This is a genomic window from Psychrobacter pocilloporae (assembly GCF_029872915.1).
Taxonomy (GTDB): Bacteria; Pseudomonadota; Gammaproteobacteria; order Pseudomonadales; family Moraxellaceae; genus Psychrobacter; species Psychrobacter pacificensis.
In genome coordinates this window covers 188,774-209,493 of record NZ_PGFT01000001.1, presented here as the reverse complement: position 1 = coordinate 209,493, position 20,720 = coordinate 188,774, and the positions used below count along the sequence as shown (strand labels likewise).

The window sequence follows — 20,720 nt, the reverse complement described above, 5'->3', positions numbered from 1 at the left end:
AATTACACATAGTGTGTATTATATAATAACTTTAAATAGACTTATCAGCTTACTGAGAGTTCAACATGTGTGACTATAAAAAGTTATCAAATCAACCTTTGGTCTTTGTATTAGCAGAATTTAGATTTTCTCCTATACTAGGTATAAAGGAATACATACCTAAGATTCAAGATGCTTTGAGAAATAAGCTACCAATTCTAAGGAACACTGAGACCCAAGAAATTACGGTGTCGCCTAACGGTATAAGCTTAGAGGCTCAAGCCAACTGGGAGTTTATCTCTAAAAATAGTCATACCGCAGCTTCGGTTAACCAGAATCGTTTATTGTTTATGACTAGTGAATATGAACGCTTTAATGGATTTGAAGAGAACTGTGATTTCTTATTACAAACTATTATAGATGTTATTAACCCAAGCCTCTGTTTAGGTCTTGGCTTACGTTATAGCGATACCATTTTTAACATTGAAGGCAAAGGCTCAATAGAAGATTTTGTTCAGCCTAGACTATACAACAACGATGATTTAAAACTGTCAGGGAGCTTACTAAGACAGACTAATGAAACTTTATGGAGAACCACAGAAGGGGCTATTTTTATTCGTTCGATATACGGTGAGGATAAAGTTTTAGTTTGGCCTGATGCAGAGAATTTACCCATTTCAATAGAAAAATCTTCTGATAAGCCTGTCAAAAGACTACTATTGGATATCGACCATGTATGGAATGCTCAGGAAGAAGAGTCCGGTCCACTAGATTTTAATAAAGGATTAATACTTAGTAAGCTATCACACATGCATAAAATCAGTCGAAAAGCATTTTGGAATGTAACAACAGAACAAGCCAAGGAGGCATGGAAATGAGACAAAACAGTTATGGAGCAAATAGCTGGATAAATAAGAACATTACTACCGCTTTTATAGGCGCTTCTATTCTTGCCACTACTCCAGCCTATGCTTTTAAGAAATCAACCAGTTACGATAACAGTCGTTATATAATTGACAAAATGAGCCAAGCAAGCGGATCAAGTATTAATGTTAAGTACAATACTCGCCAGTCTCAGCTTTCGACAATAAAAGAGTATTTTGATTTGAGTGATGAAGAGCTTGCTAAGCTTGTTGGTGTCTCAAGAAAAACACTGTACAACTGGGAGAAGCAAGGGATTAGTAAAGAAAAAGATAGACAAAGAGTGTTTGAGTTAAGCGTTATCGCAGAAGACTGGAGTTATAACAAGCTTCCTACTGATAAAGAAAAGCTGTTTACCCCTATCCTAGGTTCTACTAGCGTGATGCAAATGTTAACAGACGAAAAGCTTGATAGAGAAAAAATAATTTTTGCAGGTCGACGTCTTGCTCATCAATCACTGACGCCTGAATTAGGTTTAATTTAGAGGTTTAAATGCAGCGTATACTCGAAGCATTAGGATGGCGACAAGGCAGCTTTGTCAAACCTGAAACAGTTGCAAAGCTAATAGGTGATATAGATAGTACGTTCACTATATCTGCTAACAACTTGTTGGTTGTTGCCTCGCAATCATGCGACGTTGCCTCCTCGCAAGAAGAATACATCGAGCTCTCTATTGTCCGGCCTTTATCAGCTGAAGCGTTTAATAAACAGTATAGCCATAATCGTCATCCTAGAATATTGCATATAGAAGCCAACTCAAACAGCTCTGATGAGAAGGTTATTTTAGAGCTAAAAGCTCACGAAAAAATTCAAATAAAAAAGTCACTTCTTGAAGAATTTAAACCTGATTCTTCAATTAACTTTTTAGAAGGGAACCTAAATCAGTATATAGTCAGTTCAAAATAAAATTGTTATGGCTAGGACAAACATCATAAAACAATTTGGATAAGTCGTTTTCCATCCAGCCTTGGCGTAGAAACTTCACTTGAGCCCATTTCTTTTCGATAGGGTTTAGGTCTGGGCTGTACGGCGGCAACCAAAGAATACGATGCCCGTGCCTGTTTAGTAGCTTTTGAATGCGTTTGCTTTTATGAAATTTGGCGTTATCCATCACAATCACGCATTTTGTTTTAAGACTTGGGATTAGTTTGTGTTTGCACCAGTGATAGAAGACAATGCTGTTGATGTTTGTCTCAAAGTAATCAAGCGCAAACAGCATCTTTTCATACAGAGCACCAATAACGTTGGTTCGCCTTTTACCTTGCCAGTTGTAGCTATCGATACAAGGCTTACCAATCGGTGCATAACCATGAGAGCGAATGGTTTCAGACTCAAAGCCACTTTCATCCATATAAACGATGGGATAGCCTTGCTGCGTAAAGCTATTAAGCTTTCCCTGATACACCGCTCTTTTTATTGGGCAAGCTTTTGGATGCTCTAATGTCTTTTTTTTGACTGATGCCTAGGCGCTTTAGGGCATGATAAATGCCTGTTTTACTACAGTTTAGACGACGGGCTCGCTCATACTGGTAATCATCAGGATGTTCTTTAACATCATTAAGTAGCACGTCATCTGGTATTTTATAGGGTTTGGTTTGCCTGGTTGTTTTGCTATGAACACGCCGCTTCCAGTTTTGTATCGTGGTTGGGCTGAGGTTATAGAATTCAGCTGCCTCGGCAAAGGTCATACCCTCGTCTAAGCTTTTTAGCACTTGTTTGCGAAAATCTAGTGAGTAAGTCATGGTCTTTATAATAACAATTGGGTTTGATAATTAGTTTATAACATTTTTAAGTGGGATTGACTATATTGATTGGCTAGCTGGTCGTTATAAAAGACCAGCATTACCTACTAAATTCGATCAGCTAATCGCGTCTTCTGATAAAAAAGGTAAAAGAAAAAAGATTGCTAAGCGAGCTAATGAATATCTAACTGGTATATATGTTGATATTTATCCAAATCGAGATATTAAGGATGAAGAAACTTATTCAGTTAATTTGTTAGGTATAGCTTCTAATGATCAGTCTATTGCTTCTGCTACTGATGCACTTAATGAATATGCCGATATATTAAAAGATGCAGGAATGGACGTCTCTGTTCCTAAAGTAGGCACTGAATTTAAAATTTCTGTAGGTACTTTACGCCAATATCAACGTATCGATTTTGACTATCTTTCGTACGAAGAAAATAACCCTATACCACCTGATACAGGAATTTAGACAAAAAACACCCAACCAAGTTGAGTGTTTTTTATTTCAGCTAAATACTGAGTAGAGATTATTCCCACTCAATCGTCGCCGGCGGCTTGCTCGATACATCATACGTCACGCGTGAGACCTCAGCGATTTCATTCATGATGCGATTCGATACTGTCTCAATCAAATCATACGGTAGATGGGCAAAGCGCGCGGTCATAAAGTCCACCGTCTCAACGGCACGTAGCGCAATCACCCACGCATAGCGGCGGCCATCACCGACCACGCCAACTGATTTGATTGGTTGGAATACCGCAAAGGCTTGCGCGGTTTTGTCATACCAGCCAGAGCGCTCCAGCTCCTGCATAAAGATAGCATCTGCCAAACGCAAGACATCAGCGTATTCTTTTTTCACTTCGCCAAGGATTCGTACGCCTAGACCTGGCCCTGGGAATGGATGACGGTAAATCATCTTCTCTGGTAGACCAAGGGTGCTACCAAGTTTACGCACTTCATCTTTAAATAGATCGCGTAACGGCTCAACCAATTCAAACGCCAAGTCATCTGGCAAACCGCCAACGTTATGATGGCTCTTAATGACGTGTGCTTTACCTTGATGTGACTTAGCAGATTCGATCACGTCTGGGTAAATCGTACCCTGTGCTAAGAACTCAACAACTTTACCATCGCTCTGCTCGCTCACTTGACGCGCACTATCAGCGAATACGTCGATGAAGGTTTTACCAATGATTTTACGCTTTTTCTCTGGGTCGCTCTCGCCAGCCAGCGCGGTTAAGAAGCGCTCTTCGGCATCGACGCGGACGACTTTGACGCCCATGTTTTCTGCAAAAACTTGCATGACCTGATCGCCTTCATGCAGACGCAAGAGACCATTATCCACAAACACACAAGTCAGCTGATCGCCAATGGCTTTGTGCAGTAGTGCTGCAACGACTGAGCTGTCCACGCCGCCCGATAGTCCGAGCAATACTTGCTTGTCACCGATTTGCTCTTTGAGCTGTGCAATACGCATATCAGCGATATTGTCTGGCGTCCACTCACCAGCACAATCGCAAATCTGATGGACAAAACGACCTAGCAGCGCTTGACCTTGTAGGGTGTGCGTCACTTCTGGGTGGAACTGTAGACCGTAATATTGCTTGTCATCATTAGCCATAATCGCAATCGGGCAGCTTGGCGTACTAGCAACGATGTCAAAGCCTTCAGGCGCTTTGATGACTTTATCACCATGACTCATCCAAACGTTTAGCTTGGCAGCCGCGCCGTCAGTCTTGCTGTCTTCGATACCGTCAGTCAGCTGCGAGTGACCATTTACTTCGATGGTCGCCGCACCAAACTCATGAATATCACTGGCATGAACTTGCCCGCCGAAGCGATCTGCCATCGCCTGCATACCGTAGCAAATGCCAAGTACTGGTACACCGAGCTCAAACACCGCGTCATTGATACGCGGGCTATTGTCCGCATGCACACTCTCAGGGCCACCCGATAAGATGACGCCTTTTGCGCCAAAATCGATGATACGCTGAGTGTCGATGTCATAAGGGAACATCTCACAAAATACCCCAGAATCGCGCACACGGCGGGCGATTAACTGACTGTATTGCGAGCCAAAATCGAGGATTAAAATGCGGTCTTGCTTGATAGTTGGCGTCGATGATGCGGTCGTCATAAGGTGAGTATCCATCAATAAAAAATTGGTGCCCTATTTTAACAAGTTTAGCGCCATGAATGGCGGTTGATATGCGGTTTATTCTTAACTATTTTTTTCAAGCGTTGACGCACTCAACATAAGGACATGACTAAGACAGATTTTTGACGCCTATCGCTATAAACCTTTTATAAAACCTTATTTTATAGGTGTGTATCTCTATATTTTCGATGCTTCACTAAATTTCTTAAGTTAATGACTGAAAAACTTACGTAACATTACGAGATAGTGCAGAAACTAACACTTAATAATCAATATGTTACCAAGCTTTGTATTACTATGAATTTGTTCTCTCAAGCGCCAATTAAATATTTCATTAAAACCAAAGCGCTATTTGCTGCCCCTGTTTCCAACGTCCACAGCTCGATAACGATAAGAATAAAAGATTATGACTCCTTTAACGTCTGCGTCTCGTATGATGCACGGTGTGCAAGATACAGTTTTTGCGCCCGTATCATCTCAGTCGACTACTGCCACGATTGCCTTTAGCTTCCAGCTAATGACACGAGCGGAGCCACCTGAGATTGTGATTGCAACCATTAAGTCGTTATTGGCTGTCAAACAGGCAGTGGATGAAATCTTAATTATTGATAATAACCATACGGATAAATCTCTTTATCAACCACTGGCCGCCTTTTGTGAATCGCTAGATGCCGCGCTCAACGTGCGCTTTTATCATATTGATGAGATTGCAGGCTACAAAGCGGGTGCACTTAACTTGGCGCTGGCGTGGATGGACAGACGCTGTAGTCATATCGTGGTGGTGGATAGCGATTATGAAGCATTGCCGCATGCCCGTGAGGCGATGGTACAAGCCATTAACGACTATCCTGAGCACACACTATTACAGTTTCCGCAGTTTTATCGCAGCGCCCATCTTGAGGACATTCACAGCGAGCTGAATCATTACTTTAACCATCACCTATATCAGCCGCGCAATCGTATGCGTGCCTTATCGACAGGCACCTATGCGGTCATTCGCCGTCGTGATTTGCAGCAGCTGGGCGGCTGGTCGGGCGCATCAATCACCGAAGACGCGCAGATGGGGGTGCTCATGCATCAGCATGATATGCGTAGCGCCTTTATTCCTACAGTGATTGCAACGGGACTGCTGCCCGCAACCTTGTGTGATTTATTGGCACAGCGTCAGCGCTGGGTATATGGCAATATGCAGATTTTTTGTCGCTATCTTGCCGCGCCATTGTTACGTCGTCTGCATCCGACGTATGCCGCGAGTATGGCGACAACCAAACACAGCAAAGCTGAGCAGCGCCGCTATCAGCGCGCGCACTTGTCGCAGCTCAGTGCATGGGTCAACGGCACAGGGATTTTAATCTTGCTTCAGCTTATCACCGTGATGCTGATGGCGCTCACCTTGATAGTGGGGCACGACAGCACATGGGCGTTACCGATTTTGGCTGTCATCTATGCAGGTTACGGCGTATTTTTACTGCGCCGTTTATGGGCGTATTTGCACGACCAAGCGCCACTCACCCAGCAAATGCAGCGCGGCTATCGACATTCTATTCCTAAACGCTTACGTACATGGCTGATGCATTTAAACTTTTGGGAAGTGGGTGCGCTGTGCTGGTTGCCTGTATTGTGGGGACGGCAAAAGCCCTTTGTGTGTACCCCAAAAATCGCTCCTGATGCCACGCAATCAGCGCTAAAGCACGCCAATCGCCGTGCCTTACCCAAATTACTATTGATATTAAATGCACTCACTGCCCTGTTGGTATCACCGCTGTCTGCGGCTTATTCCCCGATACTATTTGTCTGTGCGCTCACCGTCTTTGGTTTAAAACTCATTGCCGCAAGACTTGCCTTAGCCAATTACAGCACTGCCAGCGAGGCCGAGTACCTGCGTTCTTTATCAGAACCATCAGCACCTTTTCCCTTATTAAATACAGAATATGTAAAGCCACTAAACATTCAAAAAATGCCCTTTATCAAGACGACTGATCGCGTACAAGATAAGCAGACCATCAACTTTTAACCTTTATTTTACTTTTTATTTTGCGCACATTTTTATCCTGACTTTTACCTTTATTTTCAATAACAACAACCATAACAGCGGCGGCCATAACGATGATGAATAAGCGCCGCCATAGGAAATATTATGACCCTTTTATCTTTACCCACTGCTTCTGTCACGCCGCAGAAGCGACCCTTACGCATTGCTATCATTGCGCATTCTTTATACCCGATTGCTGAGCCTTACGCAGGCGGGCTTGAGATGATTACGCATTTGCTATGTGATAAGCTGGTTGCGGCGGGGCACGAGGTGCTGCTTTACGCGCATGCTGACAGTCAGACGGAGGCGACCCTTGTACCGCTATTGTCGCGTCAAGAATTTGAGGCGATGGTCTATCCAAACGAGCATGAGTCGGTGGCGATGGGGCGCGAGGAGATGTACCAATACCTCACCTATCAACATGCGCTTCGCGATATCATCGAGCGTGACGAACGCGGCGAGATTGATGTGGTACACAATCACAGCTTGCATCATATTCCGATGATGATGGGTCAGGTCTTTGGCAAGCGCTTTTTTACCACTTTTCATACGCCGATTTTTCCGCAGCTGCGCTTGGCATTATTGACCCTACAACTGGGCACCGATACGCAATTCACCTCGATTAGTACCTATCAGCAAAAACTGTTTGCCGAATTTGTGCCATCTAAAGTGGTGTATAACGGTATTGATGTGGACTCTTTTGACGCGCAGCTGACACCTATCGATGACGAAGTGTATCTGTGGTACGGACGTATTTGCCCTGAAAAAGGCACGCATTTGGCAATGCAATATTGCTTGGCGGCGGGCAAGCGCCTGATTATCGCAGGCCCCAAAAGCAATGCACAGTATTTTGAGCAATCTGTCGCGCCGTTATTACTCCAAGACAAGCAGCAGGGCAGCGATTTGCTCGACTATGTCGGTCACAAAACCAAAGCAGAGATTAACCGCTACTTGAGTCAAGCGACGGCGATGCTGTTTACCAGTACGTGGGATGAGCCGTATGGTCTGATATTGGCAGAGAGTCTCGCCTGCGGCACGCCTGTGATTGGCTTTGATGTGGGTGCGTGCGCGGAGATTGTCACGTCTGAAACGGGCATTGTGGTCGCTAAAGAAGACAAAGCCGCCTTTATTAAAGCGTTTGATAGCATCAAAAACATCTCACGGGCGGCGTGCCGTGCGCGTGCCAAGTTATTTTGTGCCGATACCACGATGGTCGATGGCTATTTGGATTTGTATTATCAAACGCTGACACCAGAACAACAATCGCTATCCACAGCGCAAAAGCCCAGTGCTGCCATGACCAAGCGCTTACCTTCGATGCCACCACCACAAGCGACGCCAAGTCTCGACACCTTGCCCCAGCACGCTGAGGGTTAAGGGATGCGCATCGGCTATTACGCCCATCATCACGGCTCGGGGCATTGTCGGCAGGCGGACAAGCTGGCGGCGCTACTGCCTGAGCCTGTGCGCGCGCAGTTCACGGTTTTTACCAGCGTGTCTGCGGCGGACTATAGCTTTAGCAATATCAGTGAAGCGCAAGTCGTCCGCCTCGCGCCTGAAGATGAGCGCGCAGACGATGTGCTCAAAGGGCGTGCGGGACAATACTGGCAGCCTGAGAGCTTACACTATTCCCCTGTCGGCAATCGCGACATTCAAACGCGTAGCCATCAGCTGATACAGGCGCTACACGCGCGGCAGATTGCTCTAATGATTATTGATGTCAGTGTGGAAATTGCCATGCTATGCCGCACGATCAGCATGCCCTATCTGTACGTGCGTTTGACTGGCGTGCGGGACGATACGCCGCACATAGAGGCTTTTAAAGGTGCGCTGGCAATGCTTGCCCCGTATCCGCGCGCGCTTGAAGCGATAGACACGCCTGCATGGATGCCAAAGAAAAGCCTGCATTTGGACTTTATCGGTACAGCGCTCAGTACGGATTTAACCCGTTCCGAGTTTTTGACATTACTCAATGATTTAGCAGACGATGCTACGCCGCATCGTGAGGGCGCGCCCATCATCACGGTGATAAAAGGCTATGGCGGACACCAAGCGATTGATGCGCGCCTGCCCACATTGCGTGAGCTATTGCCCGATGCCTTTATCATCTCGCTCGGTCCTATTAGTGACAACATGCGTCACTTGGTCGATATTGCCACACAGGTCAAAGACGTGCGCCCGTTTATCATTCATAGCGATGCCTTGTTTATGGCGTGCGGGCTGAACAGCATCGCGCAGGTCTATTACGAGCAGACGCCGCTTATCGTACAACCTGACGCGCGCCCGCATGACGAGCAAGTTGCCACCGCCAATGCTTTGATTGCGCAAGGTCGGGCGCTCAGCTGGAATGACTTTTGTAAAACGGTGCAAAACAATAACGGGCAGCTGCCTACGCCGACAGCCATTACGCAGACAGCGCCTGACTCGGACACCTCAGCTGCCGCATTGATGCATAGCTTTGGCGACTATAGCGATACCAAGGCATGGTTTAATGAGTGGCTGTTGCCCAAACTTGCGCTGCGTCCCGAATAATCATCTTTTAATAATAAGAAAAACTAAGCCTATGATGCATCACGACAAAGCCTCCCCGAAGCGACCGACCGCGCCTGTGAGCGTCATCACTACCTGCTATGGGCGTAACACGCACTTATACAATCTGCTTGCCGCCCTTGCCAACAGCAGTACGCCACCTGCCGAAGTCATCATCGTCAATGACGACGCCGACCCCAAGCGCCTAAACGAATACGCGCTGAACATCGTACAGATTCCGACCACGAAAGATGGCAACGATAAGCAAGCGCGCTTTGATATCGGGCACAATCGCAATATCGGCGCCACGCACGCGAGCTTCGATGCGCTGATATTCTTAGATGTCGATTGTCTGGTTGCGGCGGACAGCATCGCTGGACTGTATAGCAAGCTCACGGCGCATCCTAACGCGCTGCTGATGGGGCAGCCCAAATATCTGACGCGCCCGCTGTCAGCCGCCGAGTCAGCAGCGCTGTCAGCTGGGATGCTAAATAATGCCGCGCTAGATGCGCTCTCCGTATACAACCCTTATCGTCCCAACTTTGCGCCCACAGACTCACTCGCGCCCGCCGCGATGACGCAGACCGAGGACTTCGGGGCGTTTTGGAGCTTGTGCTTTGCCATCACGCGCCAGCAGTTTGATGCGCTTGGGGCTTTGACACCGCTTATGTCGGCTACGGCGCGGAGGACACTGACTTTGCGTTTCGCGCACGCGCGTGCGGCATGCCGTTTTATCTGACTGCCGAAATCGTCTACCATCAGCAGCACAGCGTCTGCCGTCCGCCGCTAAATCACTTGGACAGTATCGTTATCAATGCCAATCGCTTTTATGATCAGTGGCAACATTGGGCAATGGCAGGCTGGCTGGGTGAGTTTGCTGAGCTCGGCTTGATTGAGTGGCAAGCGGCGCAGACAGCGCCGATTACGTTGCTGCGCGCACCTACAGAAAAAGAACTGGAAGCGTCGCATTGTCCTGATGCACCGTTTGTTTAGAGGTGGTTTTGTTGATGCGTGGCAGGTGAGCTTGCCGCAAAAGTGAAAGCGCCCAAACAGTACCTGCGCTCAAGCCCGCATGGTAAGCTATCTCCGATAGAGTAACTGTATAGATATTAAGGCTCAATGGTTATGACCGATTGAGCTTTGGGAAGTGGTTGAAAATTTAGACCATACTATTTTGTACAATTCAACATACATTCGCAGCTAGTTGTAGGAGAGTTGAAAAATTCCGAGGAAATGCACATCTTAAACTTTGTCCGAGTTTGCGACAAAGTAATTATAGTATTTTTGCGCCTCATCCTCTGAACCTAACGCAACGTCAATAAGCATTTGAAGACCCCATACTGGACCTGGAGTAACCTGCTCTAAATCTAGATCTTCAGGATAAGCATCTGGGTCTATTGCCATATCTAGGTTTACAAACCACCAAATCTCTATCTTTCTCAATAAACCGACCATTTCTTCAAAAGTTTCTGTGACATCAAAGTCAATCCCAGACGAAGCAAATGTTAACATTTCATGAGCTAAGGTGTTGCGGCACCTTTCGATATACTCAAATTTCTCTAAATCTTCATCATCAATGGCACCCATATCTCGTAGCCACGTTAAAGATGCATAGAGTCGGCTTCTATTCAAGACAAGCACCTTTTCTTTATACTCAGCGCTAACAATCATTCCATTTTCATCGAACCCATTAGTAAAAAAGCCTTTTATCTTTTCAACAATACTATTCTTGAGCATCTCGAAGCCCATCGAAAATATAGAGGCTGTAATGATATTTTTTTTAAGCGTCGTGGGGTGAAGTACACGCTCCCATGATGCTTTAACTTTTTCATCCATGTTTGATCTCGATTAATAGAATCAATAGTTTGCTTGTTTCACTAGGTCAGCAATAAGGCATTGCCCATTTTCTCAATAATGTCTTAATTCCCCAACCCCTCAAACGCCACCACCATCCGCGCCAAGCCCGCTTCTAACAGCATACGCGGACAGGCAACATTGATACGCATTTTTGAATGCCCCTCACTGCCATACTTATAGCCTGCGCTCAGCTCCACTTTCGCCGCACGTAAAATATCATAAAGCTGCTCGTCGTCTTGACTATATGCTGAGCAATCCAGCCAAATCAGATAGGACACTTCTGGTCGCATTACCTTGATATTGGGTAGATGTTCAGCGAAAAACTGCAAGGTAAACTCAATATTGTCCTCAATATAGGCAAGCAGCTGTGCCAACCATTCACCGCCGTCACGATAGGCGCTGTGCATCGCGGCATAGGCGAACATGTTGAGCTCATACTCATCGTTTAGATGCTGCTGGGCGTCAATTTTTTCTATCAGTGCGGCATCCTTAGCAAAAATCAGCGAGCCTTTAATCCCCGCAATATTAAAGGTCTTGGTCATTGAGGTCAGACTGACCACCTTATGCTCATAGCCTTGTGCCAGCGTTAAAAACGGTGTAAAGGTATGCTCGCGCAAGGTCAAATCCTGATGAATCTCATCACTGACAATCGCTACATCATGCTTTTTGCAAATCGTCAGTAGCGCCTCAAGCTCCTCTCTCATCCATACGCGCCCGCCCGGATTGTGCGGATTGCAGACTAAATATAGCTTCACATCATGATCGATAATCTTGGCTTCGATATCAGCTAAATTTAAGTGATATTTACCCTCGCTCTCTTGTAACGATGAGGTGATGAGCGTGCGACCATTTTGCTCAACCTTACTCATAAAGGGCGTGTACACAGGATCATTGACCAGCACCGCATCCCCTACCTCGGTAAAGACGTTCATCATCAGCGCTAAGCTTGGCACGACACCCGGGGAAAACAAAATATTTTCTTTAGCAAGTGGTAACTCATAGCGACTGCCATGCCACTCGATAATGGCGTCATATAGCGCCTCAGTAGGTTTGGTATAGCCCAATATGCCATGCTGTACGGCTTGCTCAATCGCGTTTAAGATAGGCGGTGCGGCCTTAAAATCCATATCCGCCACCCACAGCGGAATCGTATCATCGCTATAGTGCCATTTAAGCGATCCCGTACCACGTCTATCGATGACTTCATCAAAGTTATACAACACCCGCATTCCCCTTCATTTAAAATAATGGTTCAGGGTACAACAGGAATGGCGTCATCAACAATCGCTTTATGCAGGATATATAAAGCCGCTATCTGATTATCAACATCACGCCTATCTCGTCCCTTTTAAAACCTGTTACTATTGGCTAATAGTGGTATACACTCAAAGCATCAATCAAGGAGACCGATGATGACGACACCAGAACAAAAGCCGCCTAAGGACACGCAAGCATACGTCTTGACCAAATCCGATATCGATAACACGCCTGAGACTAAGCATATTCACCAGTTCAATGAGCACGCTATCCGCCATACGGTATCGCTCAGTGATATCGTTGGTCTGACCAAGTTTGGCTTGCACCTCGTACGGGTGGAAGCGGGAGATGAGACGACGACCCATCACTATCACGAGGAGTCGGATGAGTTCATTTATGTACTGTCAGGTGAGCTGTCGCTGCGCTATGGTGATGAGCATTATGAGCTGAGTGCTGGAGATTTTGTCGGTTTCCCTGCACATGGCGCGGCGCATTCGATGCGCAATGAGAGCGATGCCGATGCCACTTACCTGATGGGTGGCAGCCGACCACCGATCGATATTACCCTGTATCCAGAGATCGACCGTAAGATGTATAAGATTCATGGTAAAAAGGAGTATGTGGATATGGAAGATTTGGGTGAGGTTTGAGTTATTCCTGATGTACCCTATCTATTTAGCTGTCCTTATAATCAGAAATAACATCTTCCGCTTCCCTTTTATAACTATTAGCAAGCTCTCGAAGTGTCACTGCAAAACGGTGATAACCTGCATTTTCAACAGCCTCTGCTTTACTATCATATTCGATTGCTAGCTTTTTCTCTGCTTCACCAGTTGGATCTACCCAATGAGCACCTCTCGAGTTGTATAAGCCAATTCTATAACCACCACGAAGTTCTCCAGCATCTTTATCATTCAAAGTAGCAGCAACTGTCCTGTCAATCCATAACCCATCGCTATCTTTTGGTGTATTGTTAAGAACACTACCTATTTGCTGCATAGCAACTCTGTAATGCCCAGAATCTATACATATTTTTTTAACTTCTTCGAACCATTCTTGAAATAAACCTGAGTCAAAGTGACCTTCCATATCTGTTCCAGGCACAGTATTCCAGTTATGAAGTAATTGCCAAGCATTAGTAGCTAATTGTCTATTGTTTTCACCTATAGTATCTTTTTTGAAATTGTCACTAGTAGATCTATAAATCGACTGAATTATCTGACAAAAGAAATTCGCATCTGTCCCAAGTTTCCATTCTAAAAGCCTAGGTCTGGCATCAAGCTTGTAATCAAGCCATGGTAAGTAAGCCCATTCTATTTTAGCTAACGCTTCTTGATTTATCTCTTCTTTAGACTGTAAGTATTTTATTAACTTAACAACTTCGTATGGTACGAGTGCGTTAATAGATTCTTTAGAGTTTACGCTAGCTAGTAGTACTTTTATACATTGTTCACTATCCAAGCTCTTACCTTGAAACATCCAACTAGATATACATCTTAGAGCTGCTCGTGGTCTCTCATATTGTAAAAGCTTGTTCACAGCAAACTTTATATCTGTCTCAACATATAAAGCATTGGTAAATGTTCGAGTCCAATATTTAGATTCATCTTCTGACAACCAAGACTCGACTCTTTCCCATGTGTTTTCAGAAAATGGCAAATAAGATAAAAACTGACCTAAATCCTCTTCTGACCAGTTCAGTCTATTAATATTATCAACCCAATTCCAACTTTTCTCTCTTAATGATTTCGATATGTATGAACTCAAAAACTCTTTTAACTTATTATCTGACGTTGTTAACAAGCTTGGTAATAAATATTCATCTATCTCATTATTCGAGATACTAGCTAAAGCATACCCGACAGCTTGAGGTGAGGATACTACTTGTACGAATTCTATAACCTGTTCAATACCGCTATAAGTTAACAACTCTTCTATTGCAGCCTTCCTTTTTTCATCAAGTTTACTTTGCTCTTGATTAAAGTCGTCATTGCTTTCATAAAGCTCAAAGTCTCTTTCTGAAAACAAATATTGATAAAGCAAAAAAGGATTATTTGGTGCAAATTTTTCAGAAACATCCTCTATTTTATCGACCATATGACTTGGTAATACCCACTCTGCATCTGTAAATTTACGATGCTTAATAAATAGTGTTGTTAATTCGTTCCAAACTTCCTTTTTATTTTCTTCTGAATACTCGCTAAAACTTTCAGAGCTTAGTTTTTCAATAAAAGACTCAAAACTTTTTTCAGGAAAATGATCTAAATTTTTAATCAACTCTATATTACGCTCAATATTTTTCTCTGTCATACCTACAATCAAATCACCCAAGAACTCGTTCTGTTCCCAATATTCTTGATTTGAAATATTAGCTTCCCACTCACTAGAGATAATATTTTGCCATTTAGGCTTATAGTTTTCAAAAGCAGTTAAATGTTTATTAGGCAACAACTCAAGTAGTAGAATCCAACCTATATCTGGCTCCTCTCTCACTACAGTACTAATAGCAATTTTTCTTTTTTCTGCATCAGCTGTAGTTTGTGGCCTCCAAGGGAGTAAAATTGTAATGAGAGAGTTGATTGGTCTATTTGCCCAATTGCCACCTATATCATGGCTTGCAAGTTCACTCAATATACAAACCACACGTACTAAATGTTGCGGATTCCAAGCTAAAGCTTCAAGTCCCCATAGAAGACCTACAAGGTAGTTTGCCTGACCAAAACCACTACCTTCCTGTTCGAATATCTTATCGAAGGGGCAAGGGTCTAAGCTTAGTGTGTTTTCTATTTGTTTAAGAAACTCATTAGGATTGGCTTCAGCTAAATCAGGTAGTAAGTTATTGATCGTTGCCCATTGTTGCCAAGTAGCTTCACTTAATAGCTCTCTTACTAAGATACAAACTATATTTTCCGCTTTTGATGGAGTACATTGAGTAAATAATTTTGCATTATTTCCAGTCAGCGCCATACCTTCTGCAAGATTCTGGCGAAGTATGCCTGAATATGTAATAACCTTTCCTTGTATACTAGCTAAATATCTTTCATCTTTAGATAACTCAAAGGCAGGATCTTCTTCATTCAATACTAATTCTACAATAGCTTTGAAGTTGTCTAAATCATTATCAAAAATCAGCGAGCCTAAAGCCTCAAGTAATTCTATTTTTCCTCTAACCAACCAAGCTCCATTTTTAAAAACTAGAGGACTATTAAATTGTTTAGAAATATCTTTAATAATAAGTAAGCAGTCTTCATATTCCTTTTTCAAAAGTTGGCTAACTATTTTTCTATCATTTTCATTTTTATCATTCCATCCACCAATTAGTAGTAGAAGTGCTAACTCTGAGCTGTATTGATAGCTAATCAATTGAGTATGATCTTGCACCCTACTATTTTTTAAATGGCTAGGTATTTCTATAATAGACCTATGCTTGGCAAAATCTTCCAACAAATCTTCAGGTAGGTTATCTTTAGTTATAGTTGTACCACTTTGATTATATGATTGAACAACATCTACGATTCTACTCCATACCCTCCTAACATCCTTATTCTGGAATTGGGAAATATGAGAGTGAATTAGAGATAGAACCACACCTTTTTCATCTCCCAAGTCATAACCTAAGACCTGAAAACAGCCTAAAAAATTATATAATTCTTCATCGGTTAAATCTGTACCATTATTGGCATTTTTTAAATGTAATTTAAAAACATCAAGTTTATTAGTCGCTTGGGAAGGGCTAAATTTAGCCATATTAACGTTTGTAAAAAACTCCAAAGAATCCTTAGCATATTTAGCTTGGCGCAAAATGAACTGAACATTTTTATGGTCAGTTGCACTTATATGACTAGTAATCAATGCAATAATATCTTTGCGTTTATCGAAGATAGAGCTATTGTTAAAGTCAGTCCACGCTGCTTGTATAACCTCACCAAATGTAGAGTCACCTTTAGTGATAGCAATAGAATGCTTTACTTGCCCCAAAAGTTTGCGAGACTTATTAGTTTCCAAGTCTTCAATAAATAGAACCAAGTCATCAGTCTCATAACCTAGCCTTTTACCTTGAAAGGCTATTTCTTTGATAGGCCAACATGGCATATTAGGAACATGACCTCTAGATAGCATCAAAACTACAAAACACGCTTGAATATGTGCTTCGAAGTGAGCACCTCCACCTCCTGTAGAAAACGGATTGCTTATTTCCTTATCTTTTTTAGCCAATTATTTTCTCCAAAATATGTTGTGAAATTATTTTTCTCTAGAACTAAAACCCTGAGAAACTAGTTCCACGCTTTACTTATCAAATATAATTCTTATAGATTACTACCCTAATACCCCTTAAACTCCGCTTCCCTTCTCTCAACCATCGCCATCACGCCCTCTTTGGCATCTTCTGAATGAAACAGCGGCGGCAGATAGCTATGGATATTAGCCAGTGCCGTTGCGGCACCATTGCGGCTCGCATCTTGCGCGGAAGATAGCGCGCCTCTGACGCCTAATGGCGCAGCTTTGCTGATCTCTTGTGCCAGCATCAATGCGCGCTCGTATTCAAACCCATTTGCCACCACTTCACTGACCAAGTTCAGTCGATCAGCCGTTTGCGCATCGAACGCTTTGCCCGTGAGTAGATATGGCATGGCTTTTTGCCAGCCTGCCGCCGCGACAAAGCGTACCGTCGCTCCGCCAAATGGCATGATGCCGCGCTGGACTTCCATTTGAGCAAAGTTACAGTTGTCGCTTGCGATGACCACATCACAATTGAGCATCAACTCGATAGCCACGGTAAAGCACGTGCCTTTGACCGCCACCACCACAGGTTTGGTGCGTAAGCGTCCACTAATGCCCCACGGGTCAATTTGATTATCATCAAACTCAAACACACCATCGTTTAGCTTATCTTGTAGCTCGACCAGATCGAGCCCAGCGGTGAAGTGATCGCCATACGCAAAGATAAGCGCACAGCGTAGATGCTCATCGTCTTCATATCGAGTCAATGCGTCAGATAGCTGGGTAATCATATGACTGTCAAAAGCATTGCGTTTATTGGCGCGATTTAGCCCAATCAGGCAAATAGTGCCGTCTGTATCATAAGTAATGCGGTTGTCTTGCGTAGTACTGTCCGTCGTCATGGTGATGTCCTTGTCAAAGTTCTTTTTTATGAAGTGAGTAGGGCGTGTTGAACATTCGACCATGGCACTGACAGCGACTATTTTTTAGGCGATTCGATGTTAAAAATAATAAGTTTAGTCATTCTAAACGCTTATTTTTAACGATGAAGCGGCAAAAAATAGTCCTGTCCCCTGCTTTTATCGTTGGGGCTGATGCTAAAATTGCCCCATACTGCGTTACAAATCTCGCTAAGGCATCTCTGCATTATCGTCGCTTTGTGCCTTGTCTGGAACCATTTTAGCGATCAGCAGTGCCTATTTGCGAATGTTCAACACGCCCTAGTTATATCGTCGAATCTTGCTCGCTTATTTATAGCGATTTGTCGATAGGACTATTTTTAATACTTCATTTAATATAGACAGCATATAACCATAACACAAGCGATAGCAATGACTCGAATGGCGCGATAATAGATAAAAGTTGAACTCATTTGTGATAAGTGCAACTATGATTCAGACTAGGTTGGGTAAAATATCAAGGTATAGAGGGTTTTATGGAGTTTTGGCATGGGTTTTTGCTAATCACTAGCGTTCACTTGCTGGCGGCCGCCTCACCAGGGCCTGATTTTGTGTTGGTCTCACAGCAGACATTAGCCAAAGGTCGGCGTACTGGTTTGATTTGTAGTTTGGGTATTACCTTAGGATTATCGGTACACATTATCTATTCGGTGCTGGGACTGGCGACGGTGATTGCGCATTCGCAGCCACTATTGACCGCGATTAAATGGCTGGGCGGTGGCTATTTGATCTATCTGGGGTGGCAAGGCATTCAGGCCAAACCTAAAAAGCCAGTAGAACTAACAGCATCAGTAACGCAAGAGAACGCACCTATTGATCATTTACAAGCAAAGCAAGACGCCTCTACTCATACCAAATTTACAACGCCTAACGATACTTTCACCACATTGCGTCGCGGGTTTTTCTGCAATGTCTTCAACCCAAAAGCGCCTGTCTATTTTGTGGCGATTTTTACCCTTGTGCTATCGCCAGACATCCCACTTTGGCAATTGGCGATTTATGGCGTCTGGATGATGGTGCTACAGATGGCATGGTTTAGCACCGTGGTGATGCTACTCTCTGTCCCTGCAATTCACCGCCGCTTTCAGCGTTTTGAGCATTGGATCGACCGTGTGTTGGGGTCTGCGATGATCGTATTGGGACTCAACCTGATCTTGCGTCATCGATAACTCATTTGCGAGCGGTGAAATCTGCTACACTGCTGACTTATATCCATATATCGTAGCCTGACATTATGACAAGTAAGCCCATGACCCGTAATCCTGCCAATAGTAAACACAGAAACCGATCGCCTGCGACCGCCAAAAAACTCGGTCAATTGCATCCGCGCAATCCACATCAAGGTCGTTACGACTTTGCCGTATTGACTCGCGCGTTGCCTGAGCTTGCTGAGCATACCATCACCAACCCTAAAGGCGAGCCCACGATTAATTTCTCGGATCATCAGGCGGTTCGTGTGCTAAACAAAGCACTACTGGCAAACTATTACGGCGTTAAGTTTTGGGATATTCCTGACGGCTATCTGTGTCCGCCAATTCCTGGCCGTGCCGATTATATTCACTATATTGCGGATTTACTCGCGCAGACCACGCACGTGAATGCCGACAACACACCGCCAACGGGTAAAGACATTCACGCCCTTGATATCGGTACGGGTGCCAGTGCGATCTATCCGATTGTCGGTAGCCAAAGCTACGGCTGGCGATTTACCGCAAGCGATATTGATCCAGTTTCGGTCAATACTGCCACCCTCATTTGTGACGCCAATCCTAAGCTAAAAAGCGCGGTCAAAGTAAAGCTACAGCCTGAGCCTAAGTTCATCTTTAAAAACATCATTGGTCGTCAAGATTATTTCGATGTGGTGGTGTGTAACCCTCCGTTTCACGCCTCATTAGAAGAAGCGATGGAAGCCAACAGTCGTAAGCAGCACAACCTACAACGTCATCGCGGTAAAAATGAAAGCGAGCAAATCAGCCGTCATTCGACCAAGTCAGATAACGCAGCGCAGAACCTAAACTTCGGTGGTCAGCATAAAGAATTGTGGAGTGAAGGTGGCGAGATTGCGTTTTTGACCAAGATGGCAAAAGAAAGCCAAAGCTATGCTGAGCATGTCGGCTGGTTCACGACGTTAGTATCAAAATCTGAAAACGTGAAACCTTTACAACTACTATTAAAGCAGCTTAATGTCGCGCAGATGCGTATCATTGAGATGAGCCAAGGTCAAAAGAGCACTCGTGTACTCGCGTGGCGCTTTGATACCGACGAAGAATAGTCGTTGAATACCTAACACGCCTAAGTTTCACGTGAAACAAAAAAAAGCACCGCTTTGATATTCAAGGCGGTGCTTTTTGCATAAAGGCTAAGTGAAACTCTAAATAGATTAGCCAAAGAACATGACTTTGATACCAATCGCAATCAGCACTACACCGCCCAATGCTTCTGCCTTATCCTCCAGCCATGTACCAGAGCGTCGTCCTAAATAGACCCCGAGCCAGCCAAACACCGCCGTTACGACCGCGATAATCAAGCAAGCTAACCACGCGTTCAAGGCCAATAAATTTAGCGTAAATCCTGCTGCCATGGCGTCAATACTGGTAGCAATAGCAAGGGTAAACATGGTGCGATGGCTAATGACACTACCGCCCACGTCAATATCTTCTTCGTCATCCTCACCACTGAGCACTTCGTACAGCATCTTGCCACCCAGCGCAATTAAGATGATACCGCCAATCCAAGGCGCGGCCGCCGCCAACCATCCCAACAGCGCTGCACCCAATAAATAGCCAATGAGCGGCATCACACCCTGCGCGATACCGAAATATAATGCGGCATAAATAGCGAGATGACGTGCATATTGCTGGCTTTGTTTCTGTGACTTTGCGCCCAGTCCTATCGATACGGCAAACGCATCCATCGCGAGTGCAATCGCGAGCAGCACTACTTCAATCATGGTATTTTCTCTTAACTCGAATAGCAGGTATGATTAGCTTTATAAAAAAGGTTCCACGTGAAACAAAAATACCGCTTCGATAGACGAAGCGGTATTTTTATACGTTGT

The 20,720-nt window shown here is 44.3% G+C and carries 20 protein-coding genes; 12 read left to right on the top strand and 8 right to left on the bottom strand.

Features of this window, described 5'->3' with window-relative positions; translation table 11 throughout:
- Positions 1-65 precede the first annotated feature (65 nt).
- From CUR83_RS00915 to CUR83_RS00905, 3 genes are read left to right on the top strand one after another with little or no spacing between them, the layout of a single operon-like run.
- Positions 66-857, top strand: a complete 792-nt coding sequence (locus tag CUR83_RS00915; protein WP_284718885.1) for a TIGR04255 family protein — start codon at positions 66-68, stop codon at positions 855-857.
- A complete protein-coding gene (locus CUR83_RS00910; RefSeq protein WP_093070207.1) occupies positions 854-1,384 on the top strand; it encodes a hypothetical protein in 531 nt (176 codons plus the stop codon). The genes CUR83_RS00915 and CUR83_RS00910 overlap by 4 nt, the downstream gene beginning before the upstream one ends.
- Before the next feature lie 8 nt (positions 1,385-1,392).
- On the top strand, positions 1,393-1,806 hold the full coding sequence (locus tag CUR83_RS00905; protein WP_284718884.1) for a hypothetical protein: 414 nt from the start codon (positions 1,393-1,395) through the stop codon (positions 1,804-1,806).
- Here the strand turns inward: CUR83_RS00905 and CUR83_RS00900 are convergent.
- On the bottom strand, positions 1,793-2,305 hold the full coding sequence (locus tag CUR83_RS00900) for an IS630 family transposase (protein ID WP_227517133.1): 513 nt from the start codon (positions 2,303-2,305) through the stop codon (positions 1,793-1,795). The genes CUR83_RS00905 and CUR83_RS00900 overlap by 14 nt on opposite strands.
- A complete protein-coding gene (locus CUR83_RS00895; RefSeq protein ID WP_071002712.1) occupies positions 2,286-2,642 on the bottom strand; it encodes an IS630 transposase-related protein in 357 nt (118 codons plus the stop codon). The genes CUR83_RS00900 and CUR83_RS00895 overlap by 20 nt, the downstream gene beginning before the upstream one ends.
- 253 nt (positions 2,643-2,895) lie before the next feature.
- Between CUR83_RS00895 and CUR83_RS00890 the strand changes: the two genes are divergently transcribed.
- Positions 2,896-3,117: a hypothetical protein gene (locus CUR83_RS00890; protein ID WP_284718883.1), complete on the top strand. Its 222-nt coding sequence runs from the start codon at positions 2,896-2,898 to the stop codon at positions 3,115-3,117.
- Between the two features lie 58 nt (positions 3,118-3,175).
- On the opposite strand, the gene guaA is transcribed toward CUR83_RS00890, so the two are convergent.
- Positions 3,176-4,786: a glutamine-hydrolyzing GMP synthase gene (gene guaA, locus CUR83_RS00885; protein ID WP_284718882.1), complete on the bottom strand. Its 1,611-nt coding sequence runs from the start codon at positions 4,784-4,786 to the stop codon at positions 3,176-3,178.
- A gap of 427 nt (positions 4,787-5,213) precedes the next feature.
- Here guaA and CUR83_RS00880 point away from each other — a divergent pair, with 427 nt between their 5' ends.
- The 5 genes from CUR83_RS00880 (at position 5,214) to CUR83_RS00860 (ending at position 10,361) form a co-directional block, all read left to right on the top strand.
- The gene (locus tag CUR83_RS00880) at positions 5,214-6,821 is read left to right on the top strand and encodes a glycosyltransferase family 2 protein (RefSeq protein ID WP_284718881.1); all 1,608 of its coding nucleotides are present in this window, start codon (positions 5,214-5,216) and stop codon (positions 6,819-6,821) included.
- Positions 6,822-6,944: 123 nt separating this feature from the next.
- Positions 6,945-8,216: a glycosyltransferase gene (locus CUR83_RS00875; RefSeq protein ID WP_093070215.1), complete on the top strand. Its 1,272-nt coding sequence runs from the start codon at positions 6,945-6,947 to the stop codon at positions 8,214-8,216.
- 3 nt (positions 8,217-8,219) lie between these two features.
- Positions 8,220-9,371, top strand: coding sequence for a hypothetical protein (locus tag CUR83_RS00870; protein WP_284718880.1), 1,152 nt, complete (start codon positions 8,220-8,222; stop codon positions 9,369-9,371).
- Between the two features lie 31 nt (positions 9,372-9,402).
- Positions 9,403-10,107 carry a glycosyltransferase gene (locus tag CUR83_RS00865; protein WP_284718879.1) on the top strand — a complete coding sequence of 235 codons (705 nt, stop codon included), beginning with the start codon at positions 9,403-9,405 and terminating at the stop codon, positions 10,105-10,107.
- Complete coding sequence (locus tag CUR83_RS00860) at positions 10,092-10,361, top strand: hypothetical protein (protein WP_284718878.1); 270 nt, start codon at positions 10,092-10,094, stop codon at positions 10,359-10,361. Before CUR83_RS00865 ends, CUR83_RS00860 begins: the two co-directional genes overlap by 16 nt.
- Before the next feature lie 249 nt (positions 10,362-10,610).
- On the opposite strand, the gene CUR83_RS00855 is transcribed toward CUR83_RS00860, so the two are convergent.
- Together CUR83_RS00855 and CUR83_RS00850 are read right to left on the bottom strand one after the other, a co-directional pair.
- Positions 10,611-11,204 carry a hypothetical protein gene (locus tag CUR83_RS00855; protein ID WP_093070221.1) on the bottom strand — a complete coding sequence of 198 codons (594 nt, stop codon included), beginning with the start codon at positions 11,202-11,204 and terminating at the stop codon, positions 10,611-10,613.
- A gap of 83 nt (positions 11,205-11,287) precedes the next feature.
- Positions 11,288-12,454 (bottom strand): MalY/PatB family protein, encoded by a 1,167-nt coding sequence (locus CUR83_RS00850; protein ID WP_284718877.1) that lies wholly within the window; start codon positions 12,452-12,454, stop codon positions 11,288-11,290.
- 183 nt (positions 12,455-12,637) lie between these two features.
- Here CUR83_RS00850 and CUR83_RS00845 point away from each other — a divergent pair, with 183 nt between their 5' ends.
- Positions 12,638-13,132: a cupin domain-containing protein gene (locus tag CUR83_RS00845; RefSeq protein ID WP_284718876.1), complete on the top strand. Its 495-nt coding sequence runs from the start codon at positions 12,638-12,640 to the stop codon at positions 13,130-13,132.
- Between the two features lie 25 nt (positions 13,133-13,157).
- Here the strand turns inward: CUR83_RS00845 and CUR83_RS00840 are convergent, their stop codons facing one another.
- A complete protein-coding gene (locus CUR83_RS00840) occupies positions 13,158-16,697 on the bottom strand; it encodes a hypothetical protein (RefSeq protein ID WP_284718875.1) in 3,540 nt (1,179 codons plus the stop codon).
- Between the two features lie 107 nt (positions 16,698-16,804).
- Positions 16,805-17,605 carry a crotonase/enoyl-CoA hydratase family protein gene (locus CUR83_RS00835; protein WP_284718874.1) on the bottom strand — a complete coding sequence of 267 codons (801 nt, stop codon included), beginning with the start codon at positions 17,603-17,605 and terminating at the stop codon, positions 16,805-16,807.
- Positions 17,606-18,138: 533 nt separating this feature from the next.
- Between CUR83_RS00835 and CUR83_RS00830 the strand changes: the two genes are divergently transcribed.
- Both CUR83_RS00830 and rlmF read left to right on the top strand, forming a co-directional pair.
- Positions 18,139-18,831, top strand: a complete 693-nt coding sequence (locus CUR83_RS00830; protein ID WP_093070230.1) for a LysE family translocator — start codon at positions 18,139-18,141, stop codon at positions 18,829-18,831.
- Positions 18,832-18,896: 65 nt separating this feature from the next.
- On the top strand, positions 18,897-19,934 hold the full coding sequence (gene rlmF, locus CUR83_RS00825) for a 23S rRNA (adenine(1618)-N(6))-methyltransferase RlmF (protein WP_093070232.1): 1,038 nt from the start codon (positions 18,897-18,899) through the stop codon (positions 19,932-19,934).
- Positions 19,935-20,042: 108 nt separating this feature from the next.
- On the opposite strand, the gene CUR83_RS00820 is transcribed toward rlmF, so the two are convergent.
- Positions 20,043-20,612 carry a manganese efflux pump MntP gene (locus CUR83_RS00820; protein WP_093070234.1) on the bottom strand — a complete coding sequence of 190 codons (570 nt, stop codon included), beginning with the start codon at positions 20,610-20,612 and terminating at the stop codon, positions 20,043-20,045.
- Positions 20,613-20,720: the final 108 nt, after the last annotated feature.